Source organism: Pseudomonas sp. 05N434, from assembly GCF_056396965.1.
Genome location: NZ_JBFTMK010000268.1, coordinates 1 through 9,945, shown reverse-complemented (window position 1 = coordinate 9,945; position 9,945 = coordinate 1). Strand labels below are relative to the sequence as shown.

The following is a 9,945-nucleotide window of genomic DNA, read 5'->3' as shown; positions in this document are numbered from 1 at the left end:
ACTCTGTGGCCTCAGTCCCTGAGAAAGTCCGAACATGAACAGTAACAAGTCATGATCGGGTTGAGTGGCCACGGGTGCTTTGGCTACCCGGGGCAACGGACAATGTGCGTCGCCGTGCACGGAACTGAGGACCTGCGTGCGGGGCTGCTCCCAGGCAGCCACCGCCAAAGAAGCAACTGCCAAGGCTCCGGCTAAAAACAAACCTCGTGCAATTTCGAGTTTCATTGCGATAAGCCTTTGATAGCGCTGCCAAACGCCTTGTTATAAAAGTAGACGAGTTTTTCCCCGTCTGTATCGCTGAACGACGAGTGGCGACGCCCTTGCTTCAGGTCATGGGGCGCAGCTGCATAGTGCACTGTCATTCTGTTACCTCTTGCGTAATACATAGACCCGCCACATGGCATAGAGCGGTAAAAAATCCATTTGCCCCTGAATATGGAAACCCGCCTGCTCGAACTCCTTTTCAATCGTGGCAGCCGGTAACACAAATCGAGTCTGGTAACCTTCCTGCCCACGCATCCTCTCGGCGCGCTTGCGTTTCCAGGCCTTGAAATTGCCGTCTACCCATAGCGAAACGATCACGCTGTCGCGGGTGACACGCTCGAATTCACGCAGGATGGTCAGTCGTTGCTCGGCTTCACCGATGTGATGGAGCAGACGCATGCAGAAAATGCTGTCGACCGCGTTATCGGGCAAGGCAATGTCGAATGCAGACGTGTGCAAGGGTTGTACCCTTTTGACCACGTCGGCGGGTTGAGTGCGCATGGCAGTCTTGAGCATGGACACCGAGTTGTCGGCCCCGATGATGACACGGTTGTGCTTTTCCGCGAGCAACGGCCAGAAACGCCCGGCACCGCAGGGCAAATCGAGGACCAGGCCAGGTTCACCGGCCAACGCCAGGGCCTTTCGCGCCAGGTGTTCATCACGCCATTGGGACAGCCGGCGACCGAGCCCCACCTGGTGCTTGCGCACATTTTTCTGTGCGGGTTGATCGTCGTATTTTTCGGAGAAGCCGAGCTTTATCGGGCCAGCCATGACTGCAATCTCCTGAGCTTCTGATGACAACCACCTTAAGTTGCGGGGTGTCAGCGTCAGGTCATGCGTTGGTGAAAATTTCGTCAGGTAACCTCGGAATCATTTCAGGGTTTTACGGAGCCGATTTATTTTTCAACCCATTCACCGCTTTTTCTGACTCAACTCCACCTGGAAGCGACAACCGTTGGGCTCCATGTTCGTCAGGCTGACACTCCAGCCCTGGTTCTCGCAGATCCGTTGCACCAGCGACAGCCCCAGCCCCAAGCCCTCGCCACGCTTTTCGCTGCCGCGTACGAAAGGCTCGAACATCGCCTCGCGTTTTTCTTCCGGAATGCCCACACCACTGTCCTCGACCACGAACCCCGTATCCGTCAGGGCCAAGCGGATAAACCCATGCTCGGTGTAATGCAGCGCATTACGCAACAGGTTGCCCATCACCGCGTGCAGAAGCGTCGCGTTATAGCGAGTGTCCGGCGGGTTGCCCAACTCGACGTTCAACGTCAGGCCCTTGGCTTCGATCGGTTCGCGCCATTGGCAAAGCAACCCGTCGGCCACCTGACTGAGGCTCTGCTGGGGGCCCATGCTGGCGTCTTCATGCTGAGCGCGGGCCAGCATGAGGAAGGTCTGCACCAACTCGCGCATCTCTGCGCAAGCCCGGGCGATCCGCTCGACCTGGGCACGCCCGCGCTGATCGATGCCGGGGTTTTCCAGCAACAATTCACAGGAACTGGCCAACACCATCAATGGCGTGCGCAGTTCGTGGCTGACGTCACTGGTGAACAATCGCTCACGGGTCAACGCCTGACGCAAGCGCCCGAGGGTGGCGTCGAAGGCCACGGCCAGCTCGCCCACTTCATCGGCGGCATAATCCGGCGCCAGTGGCGGTGCCAGGCCCAACAGCTGATCGCGATGGCGTACCTGGCGGGCCAGTCGCACCACCGGCGCCATCACCTTGCGCGCCAGCACCCAGCCCAGAAATACCGCCAGCGCCAGGCTCAGTACGAACCCCACCAGCACTACGGCAAACAGCACCCGTTCACGCTCTTCGAAATCGCTCTGGTCCTGCAACAGCACGTAGCGCCGTCCGTCGACGATTTCGACCATGGCGTGATACGACAGATGGTCGCGAAAGACTTCATGAAAACCCGAGTCCAGGTGCCGCAAATCCTTGGGTAACTCAAAATCGCCCGGCCCGCCGCTGAAATAGAACAACTGGTCCGGCTCGGGGCGGTGGCTCCAGTCCGTCACGCTGTCCATCAGCAACAGGCGTTGCAAATCGCCACCCAGACCTGACGAAATCAGTTTCTCCTCCACCAGGTGCACGGTCGCGATGATGCCTATCGCGAAGGCTCCCGCGACCAATGCGCTCATCAACGCAAAGGCGATGATGATCCGTTGCGAAAGGCTCTGCTTAAACTCCATCACGGCCCTCGGCCAAGCGATAACCGACGCCGTGCACCGTGTGCAGCAGGGGTTTGGCGAACGGCTTGTCGATCACCTGGCGCAATTGATGGACGTGGCTGCGCAGGCTGTCGCTGTCCGGGCAGTCGTCGCCCCACAGGGCCTCTTCGAGAATTTCCCGGCGCAGCACGTGCGGGCTTTTCTGCATCAACACCGCCAGCAACTTCAGGCCCACCGGGTTGAGTTTCAGCAGACGGCCTTCGCGCGTCACCTCCAGGGTATCGAGGTCGTAGCTCAGATCGCCAACCTGCAAGGCACGGCGACCGCCACCCTGGGCACGGCGCATGACCGCCTCGATGCGCGCCGCCAGTTCTGACAGGGCAAAGGGTTTGATCAAGTAATCGTCGGCGCCGGATTTGAAGCCTTGCAGACGGTCGTCCAGTTGATCGCGCGCAGTGAGCATGATCACCGGCGTATCACGGCGGGCGTCTTCGCGCAGGCGTTTGCACAGGGTGTAGCCATCGATACCGGGCAGCATGATATCGAGTACGATCAAGTCGTAATGCTCGGTGGCCGCCAGGTGCAAGCCAGATAAACCGTCCTGCGCGCAATCCACGGTGTAACCTTTGAGCCCCAGATAATCGGCCAGGTTGGCCAGGATATCGCGGTTGTCTTCAACCAATAGAATTCGCATCGGCACCTCCTCCGTATACAGTAACGGCCGTCTTGGCCCGCGCAGCTTAAGGCCTAGTGTGACTCAGGGCTAGGGCGGCCGGTCGTAGAATCGATGCGCTCAACCAAATAATGGTGCTAACAAGTTTTTCACTGTTCCTGGCTGGTCATTTTTCTCCTGACCCGAAGCGTTCTCCTCCTCACTCACCTGGATGAGGCAGGCAGCGGGCTCCTGTCCGTGTTTGGCATCGGCCTGCTTTATGACCTGGGTTTCATTGCCTACGCGGCGCTGCCCATGGGCCTCTATCTGCTGCTATGCCCGCCGGCCTTGTGGCGCCGCCGTGGCCATCGCTGGTTCCTTCAGGGCCTGCTGACCGTCAGCCTGTTCGCCATGCTGTTCACGTCGGTGGCCGAATGGCTGTTCTGGGATGAGTTCGGTGTGCGTTTCAACTTTATCGCCGTCGATTACCTGGTCTACTCCGACGAAGTGCTGAATAACCTGTTGGAGTCGTACCCGATCGGCAAGCTGCTGAGCCTGCTCGCGGTGCTGGCCGTGATTCTGAGCCTTGCGCTGCGCAAATCCTTCAACGCTGCGCTGGACGCACCATTGCCTGCCATGCGCGGGCGTCTGCTGAATGCACTCGGCCTGCTGATCGTCGCGGGCCTGAGCGCGCAACTGCTCAGCCAGGATGCGCCGCGCGCTCAGGGCGGTAATGCCTATCAGAACGAACTGGCGAGCAATGGCCCGTACCAGTTCTTCGCCGCCTTTCGCAATAACGAACTGGATTACCCGCAGTTCTACAGCACCCTGCCGACCTCCGTCGTCGCGCAACAGATTCGCGCTGAACTGACCGAGCCCAACGCTCGCTTCATCGGCGAGGATCCGCAGGACATCCGCCGGATGATCGATAATCCCGGCACCGAACGAAAACCCAACATCGTGCTGGTCACCATCGAAAGCTTCAGTGCCAAGTACATGGGCAGCAATGGCGACGATCGCAACCTGACACCAAACCTCGATGCCTTGCGCAAACAAAGCCTGTACTTCAATAATTTCTACGCCACCGGCACCCGCACCGATCGCGGCCTGGAGGCCATCACCCTGGCCATTCCACCGACGCCGGGGCGCTCGATCGTCAAGCGCGTGGGTCGTGAAAGCGGTTTCGCCAGCCTCGGCCAGCAACTTGGCGCCGTGGGTTACGACAGCGTATTCGTGTATGGCGGGCGCGGTTACTTCGACAACATGAACGCGTTCTTCAGCGGCAACGGCTATCGCGTCGTCGACCAGAGCAGCGTCGATGAATCAGAGATTCACTTCAAGAACGCCTGGGGAATGGCTGACGAAGACCTCTATAACCAGACCCTGAAACTGGCCGATGCCGACTACGCCAGGCAACAGCCGTTTCTACTGCAACTGATGACCACCTCCAACCATCGCCCCTACACCTACCCGGATAACCGTATCGATATCAAATCCGGTAACGGACGCGACGGTGCGGTGAAGTACACCGACTTCGCCATTGGTCAGTTCCTCGATCAGGCGCGCAAAAAACCCTGGTTCGATAATACAATCTTCGTCTTCGTTGCCGACCACACGGCTGGCAGCGCCGGCAAAGAAGACTTGCCGATCAGCAACTATCAGATTCCGCTGTTCATCTATGCACCGAAGCTGATCGACGCTCGGGAAACCGCACAGCTGGCCAGTCAGATCGACCTTGCGCCAACGTTGCTCGGGCTGCTGAACCTGGATTACCAGTCGACGTTCTTCGGTCGCAACCTGTTGCAGGACAATCCACTGCCACCGCGAGTGGTGGTTGGCAACTATCAACATCTGGGCTTGTTCGACGGTAAGGATTTAGCGATCCTGAGCCCGCGTGAGGGTCTGCGTCGCCACGACGATGCACTGACCGACAGTCGCGAATCACAGGCAACCACAGGTGATCCGTTGATCACCCGCGCAATCACTTACTACCAAACTGCCAGTCATGGCTTCAAGCAACAGCTGCTCGGCTGGAAAGCGCCCACGGAGGGCATCCGCCAAGTCAGCGAACGTTAATCGAATGGCCCCGGGCTGATGCCCCGGGGTTTTTCCATTCATCAGGATCCACCATGTCATCAACCGCTGTCCGTCCCGTCTCCCGCCCGCTCAATTTCTGGCTGTGCCTGGGAGTGCCCGCCATTGCGGCGATCACCCTGATGCTGCTCGAGTTGACGTCCCTGGACATGGACCTTGCCAAGCTGTTCTATGATCCGGTCGCCGGTGCGTTCATCGGGCGCCACAGTTATTTCCTGGAAAACATCCTGCATGACCGGGCCAAGCAAGTGGTCATTGCCTTTTCGGTGTTCTCTATCCTCGGCTTTGTCAGTTCCTTTTTCATTGAAAGGCTCAAACCGTTCAAACGTGAAATGGGTTGCCTGGTGTTGTCTCTGGCGCTGTCAACCTCCTTTGTCACTCCGCTCAAAGCGGCAACGGCGGTGCAATGCCCATGGAGCCTGGAACAATTCGGCGGACACGAAACCTACAGCGAACTGCTGAGTCCTCGCCCGCATACCGACAAGCCAGGCCGCTGCTGGCCCGGTGGTCATGCGGCGACCGGCTTCACCCTGTTTGCGTTGTTCTTTGTGTTGCGTGACCGACGCCCACGGCTGGCACGCTATGCGTTTATCTTCGCTTTCACGTTGGGCTCGGTGTTTTCCATCGGCCGGATGATGCAGGGCGCGCACTTCTTCTCGCACAACGTGTGGACGGCGATTTTCTGCTGGCTGTTTTGCCTGGGTGCGTACTACAACATCCTGTACCGGCCGGCCTCCAAGACTGAACAGGCGAACGAGGCAAAACCGGTCAGCGCCTGAACCGACGCCATTGCGGGCAAGCCCTGCTCCCACAGGTTTACGCAATCCACTGTGGGATCGTGGCTTGCCCGCGATGGATGGCCGCGACGCGATCTGCGGACCTACCAAAATGAAGGCAATAAAAAGCCCCGCCTGCTCGACGCAGGCGGGGCTTTTTTATAGGGGTAAGGCTGGCTTACATCATGCCGCCCATGCCACCCATACCGCCCATGTCTGGCATACCGCCGCCAGCTGCACCGTCTTTCTTCGGTGCTTCGGCAACAGCGGCCTCGGTGGTCAGGATCAGACCGCCAATCGAGGATGCAGCTTGCAGAGCCGAACGGGTCACCTTGGTTGGGTCCAGGATGCCCATTTCGATCATGTCGCCGTATTCGCTGGTGGCAGCGTTGTAACCGAAGTTACCCGCGCCTTGCTTGACCTTGTCGACAACCACGCTTGGCTCGTCGCCGGAGTTGGCAACGATCTGACGCAGTGGCGCTTCAACCGCACGACGCAGAACAGCGATACCGACGTCCTGATCGGCGTTGTCGCCTTTCAGTTCGCTGATGGCTTGCAGGGCACGGATCAGTGCCACGCCGCCGCCAGGTACCACGCCTTCTTCAACGGCTGCACGGGTAGCGTGCAGGGCGTCTTCAACGCGGGCTTTCTTCTCTTTCATTTCAACTTCGGAACCAGCGCCGACCTTGATCACTGCAACGCCGCCGGACAGTTTGGCCAGGCGCTCTTGCAGTTTTTCACGGTCGTAGTCGGACGAAGTGTCGGCCACTTGTTGACGGATCTGGGTCACGCGAGCCTGGATATCAGCCTCAACGCCGGCGCCGTCGATCACGGTGGTGTTTTCTTTGGACAGGATCACGCGCTTGGCATTACCCAGGTGTTCCAGGGTAGTGCTTTCCAGGCTCAGGCCGATCTCTTCGGAGATCACGGTACCGCCGGTCAGAACAGCGATGTCCTGCAGCATGGCCTTGCGACGGTCGCCGAAGCCTGGAGCCTTGACGGCTGCGACTTTAACGATGCCACGCATGTTGTTCACAACCAGAGTCGCCAGGGCTTCGCCTTCAACGTCTTCGGCCACGATCAGCAGTGGACGGCCGGCTTTGGCAACGGCTTCCAGTACTGGCAGCATTTCGCGGATGTTCGAGATCTTTTTGTCGACCAGCAGGATCAGCGGACCATCCAGCTCGGCAGTCATGGTCTCTGGCTTGTTGACGAAGTACGGGGACAGGTAGCCACGGTCGAACTGCATGCCTTCAACAACCGACAGTTCGTTTTCCAGGCCCGAGCCTTCTTCAACGGTGATCACGCCTTCTTTACCGACTTTTTCCATGGCTTCGGCAATGATGTCGCCGATGGAGTTGTCGGAGTTGGCCGAGATGGTACCTACCTGAGCGATTGCCTTGGTGTCAGCGCAAGGCTTGGACAGGGCTTTCAGTTCCTTGACGATCGCGATGGTCGCTTTGTCGATACCGCGCTTCAGGTCCATCGGGTTCATGCCGGCAGCGACGGCTTTCAGGCCTTCGTTGACGATCGACTGAGCCAGAACGGTAGCGGTGGTGGTACCGTCGCCTGCGTCATCGTTGGCACGGGAGGCAACGTCTTTGACCAGCTGCGCGCCCATGTTTTCGAAGCGGTCTTCGAGTTCGATTTCTTTGGCTACGGAAACGCCGTCCTTGGTGATGGTCGGAGCGCCGAAGCTCTTCTCGATGATCACGTTACGGCCTTTCGGGCCCAGGGTCGCTTTTACTGCGTCAGCCAGAACGTTGACACCGGTGAGCATTTTCTTGCGGGCGGAGTCGCCGAATTTAACTTCTTTAGCAGCCATGATCGATATTCCTTAAATACTTTGTAGTAGCGGGAAAATGAGCGGGGAATCAGCCTTCGACAACAGCGAGAATCTCGTTCTCAGCCATGATCACCAGGTCTTCGCCATCGACTTTCACAGTGTTGCTGCCGGAGTACGGGCCGAACACCACCTTGTCACCCACTTTCACGGACAGTGCACGCACTTCGCCGTTGTCCAGCACTTTGCCTGGGCCTACAGCTAGGACTTCACCCTGGTTTGGCTTCTCAGCAGCCGAACCTGGCAGGACGATACCGCCAGCGGTTTTCTTTTCTTCTTCGCTGCGACGGATAACGACGCGGTCATGCAGAGGACGAAGCTTCATTGTCGATCTCTCCTAATTGTGGTTTTCATCGGCCGGTGTAGTCCCGGCGGGTTTAACAAATCCGGCGGCGCCGGGTGCGGTTCGTCGAGCGAACCGCGGAAGTCTGTCTGGCGCAATTGCCAGAAACCTTGCGGTGACCGTTACATAAGGGCGCGCGAGCCTATTTCAAGGGCCGAGAGCGAAATTTTTACGTCGATACCCTGAAAATGAACACGGCACCCAAAGGTGCCGTGTCGATGGACATGTTACTTGGAGTCGCGGTGTTCGAACTCGCCTTCGATCACGTTAGGCTCACGGCCCAACGGCTGACGTGGAGCAGGACCGCCCCGCGGCTGAAGGTCATCGGCAAACGCACGCTGGCGCATCGCTTGTTCCTCGGCGCGCTGGCGCATTTTATTGGCCAGCAGTTGACGAGAGATCGGCAGCAACATAATCAGACCCAGCACGTCGGTGACGAAGCCCGGCAGAATCAACAGCCCCCCCGCCAGGGCCAGCATCAGGCCTTCGAGCATGGTCTGGGCCGGCAACTCGCCGCGGCTCAGGCTTTCACGAGCGCGCAGCGCAGTAGCCAGACCGGCGATACGCAGCACGAACATGCCGAGCATCGAGCCGAGAATGATCAGCAGCAGGGCCGGGAAAAACCCGATCGCTGCGCTGACCTTGACGAATACGAACAGCTCCAACACCGGAAACAGTACAAAGAGCAACAAAAAAGGGCGCATCAAATGGTTCCTCAACGCAAGTAAGCCTTGCCAGTCTTCCTTAGATGACGTCGCCGTTTCGTGAATTCAAGCATCGGCCACTTGATTTTTCGGCCAATGTTCGGCGTGAGCCAGGAAAACCAAGGCTTCCCGGACTTGTGTCGGCGTATTACAAGGCGCTTGAAACGGCAGCCAGTAAAGCCCCTGGCCGATGCGCAAGTGCATGCCTTCGCTGTCGATGCCGACCAATTGCGCCGGCACGGTTTTCGGCAGGCCCGCCAAGTCGACATAGTGGGCGATGGCTTTGGCGTGATCGGCATTCATGTGCTCGACCATGCTCACTTCGGCCTTGCCGGCGAACGGGTTGGCGAGGGTCAGTTGGTCGACCCAGTGAATCGCGCCGAAGCCGCCGATGTAACGGTGGCGTACCGGTTTGAGCACCCAGAAATCGAAATCGTGGGCCTTGTGATAGTTCTGCGAATCCGGGAAATAGCGGTAGTAACGCTCGGCTGCCGCTTCGATGGCTGCGGTGTCCTCGAGCTTTTCTCCTTCGGCCAGGTAGGTCAGCCGACCAACGGCTTGCACGTCTTCGGCCTCGCGCTCACCCACCAGCAGCGAGCATTTCGGATCCTTCAGCAGGTTGTGAGTGTGCTGAGCGATGCGGCTGATAAGGATCAGCGGCCGGCCCTGTTCGTCCAGACAGTACGGAACCACGGAGCCAAACGGGAAACCGGGCATCGCTTTGGAGTGCGTCGAGAGCACTCCACGGTATTCCTTGAGAAGCAATTCTCGGGCATGCTTAGCCACTACAACGCTCAATTTATGACTCCTTATATAGATTCCGTCGAAAAAACGGACAGGCGTCTGGGTGAAAGTTCCAGTACGCCACAGGGGCAGTTCTCATGTGCAGCCAGGCCACATCAGGCTCAGATCGAGAGGCCCTCTAGAAGGAGAAACACTCCGATCGGCTATGGGGCTATGCGAATGCAACTCACTGACAAAGTAATCATTATCACCGGCGGTTGCCAGGGTTTAGGCCGTTCCATGGCCGAGTATCTTGCAGGTCGTGGCGCCAAGCTGGCCCTGGTGGACCTGAACCAGGAAAAACTCGACGCCGC

11 protein-coding genes and 1 pseudogene are annotated in these 9,945 nt (G+C 58.6%); 3 read left to right on the top strand and 9 right to left on the bottom strand.

Annotated features, from left to right (window positions below):
- The 5 genes and pseudogenes from AC1DLB_RS17470 to colR form a co-directional block, all read right to left on the bottom strand.
- A partial coding sequence (locus AC1DLB_RS17470; RefSeq protein ID WP_026331876.1) for a hypothetical protein occupies positions 1-225 on the bottom strand: 225 nt, incomplete at its 3' end.
- Positions 222-365 (bottom strand): annotated as a pseudogene (locus AC1DLB_RS17465) (lipopolysaccharide kinase InaA family protein); the annotation flags it as partial. The pseudogene AC1DLB_RS17465 and the gene AC1DLB_RS17470, both read right to left, overlap by 4 nt.
- A gap of 1 nt (position 366) precedes the next feature.
- Positions 367-1,035 (bottom strand): class I SAM-dependent methyltransferase, encoded by a 669-nt coding sequence (locus AC1DLB_RS17460; RefSeq protein ID WP_064616321.1) that lies wholly within the window; start codon positions 1,033-1,035, stop codon positions 367-369.
- Between the two features lie 141 nt (positions 1,036-1,176).
- Positions 1,177-2,457 (bottom strand): sensor histidine kinase, encoded by a 1,281-nt coding sequence (locus AC1DLB_RS17455; RefSeq protein ID WP_064616320.1) that lies wholly within the window; start codon positions 2,455-2,457, stop codon positions 1,177-1,179.
- Positions 2,447-3,130, bottom strand: a complete 684-nt coding sequence (gene colR / locus AC1DLB_RS17450) for a two-component system response regulator ColR (protein ID WP_007938890.1) — start codon at positions 3,128-3,130, stop codon at positions 2,447-2,449. Before colR ends, AC1DLB_RS17455 begins: the two co-directional genes overlap by 11 nt.
- 141 nt (positions 3,131-3,271) lie before the next feature.
- Between colR and AC1DLB_RS17445 the strand changes: the two genes are divergently transcribed.
- Positions 3,272-5,164: an LTA synthase family protein gene (locus AC1DLB_RS17445; RefSeq protein ID WP_477785350.1), complete on the top strand. Its 1,893-nt coding sequence runs from the start codon at positions 3,272-3,274 to the stop codon at positions 5,162-5,164.
- Positions 5,165-5,217: 53 nt separating this feature from the next.
- A complete protein-coding gene (locus tag AC1DLB_RS17440; RefSeq protein ID WP_064616318.1) occupies positions 5,218-5,961 on the top strand; it encodes a phosphatase PAP2 family protein in 744 nt (247 codons plus the stop codon).
- Positions 5,962-6,136: 175 nt separating this feature from the next.
- Here AC1DLB_RS17440 and groL read toward each other — a convergent pair whose 3' ends face one another.
- From groL to AC1DLB_RS17420, 4 genes are all read right to left on the bottom strand, one after another.
- A complete protein-coding gene (gene groL / locus AC1DLB_RS17435; protein ID WP_018926587.1) occupies positions 6,137-7,783 on the bottom strand; it encodes a chaperonin GroEL in 1,647 nt (548 codons plus the stop codon).
- A 49-nt stretch (positions 7,784-7,832) separates the two neighbouring features.
- Positions 7,833-8,126: a co-chaperone GroES gene (locus tag AC1DLB_RS17430; protein WP_018926588.1), complete on the bottom strand. Its 294-nt coding sequence runs from the start codon at positions 8,124-8,126 to the stop codon at positions 7,833-7,835.
- A gap of 245 nt (positions 8,127-8,371) precedes the next feature.
- Positions 8,372-8,848 (bottom strand): FxsA family protein, encoded by a 477-nt coding sequence (locus AC1DLB_RS17425; protein ID WP_477744530.1) that lies wholly within the window; start codon positions 8,846-8,848, stop codon positions 8,372-8,374.
- A gap of 66 nt (positions 8,849-8,914) precedes the next feature.
- Positions 8,915-9,646: a HugZ family pyridoxamine 5'-phosphate oxidase gene (locus AC1DLB_RS17420; protein WP_026286457.1), complete on the bottom strand. Its 732-nt coding sequence runs from the start codon at positions 9,644-9,646 to the stop codon at positions 8,915-8,917.
- 165 nt (positions 9,647-9,811) lie between these two features.
- Here AC1DLB_RS17420 and AC1DLB_RS17415 point away from each other — a divergent pair.
- Positions 9,812-9,945, top strand: a 134-nt coding sequence (locus AC1DLB_RS17415) for an SDR family NAD(P)-dependent oxidoreductase (RefSeq protein WP_477785349.1), incomplete at its 3' end; no start/stop codon positions are given.

Coding starts and splice junctions, on each gene's coding strand:
- AC1DLB_RS17430 (WP_018926588.1), bottom strand. CDS start 8,126: ATGAAGCTTCGTCCTCTGCATGACCGCGTCGTTATCCGTCGCAGCGAA.
- groL (WP_018926587.1), bottom strand. CDS start 7,783: ATGGCTGCTAAAGAAGTTAAATTCGGCGACTCCGCCCGCAAGAAAATG.
- AC1DLB_RS17460 (WP_064616321.1), bottom strand. CDS start 1,035: ATGGCTGGCCCGATAAAGCTCGGCTTCTCCGAAAAATACGACGATCAA.
- AC1DLB_RS17425 (WP_477744530.1), bottom strand. CDS start 8,848: ATGCGCCCTTTTTTGTTGCTCTTTGTACTGTTTCCGGTGTTGGAGCTG.
- colR (WP_007938890.1), bottom strand. CDS start 3,130: ATGCGAATTCTATTGGTTGAAGACAACCGCGATATCCTGGCCAACCTG.
- AC1DLB_RS17440 (WP_064616318.1), top strand. CDS start 5,218: ATGTCATCAACCGCTGTCCGTCCCGTCTCCCGCCCGCTCAATTTCTGG.
- AC1DLB_RS17455 (WP_064616320.1), bottom strand. CDS start 2,457: ATGGAGTTTAAGCAGAGCCTTTCGCAACGGATCATCATCGCCTTTGCG.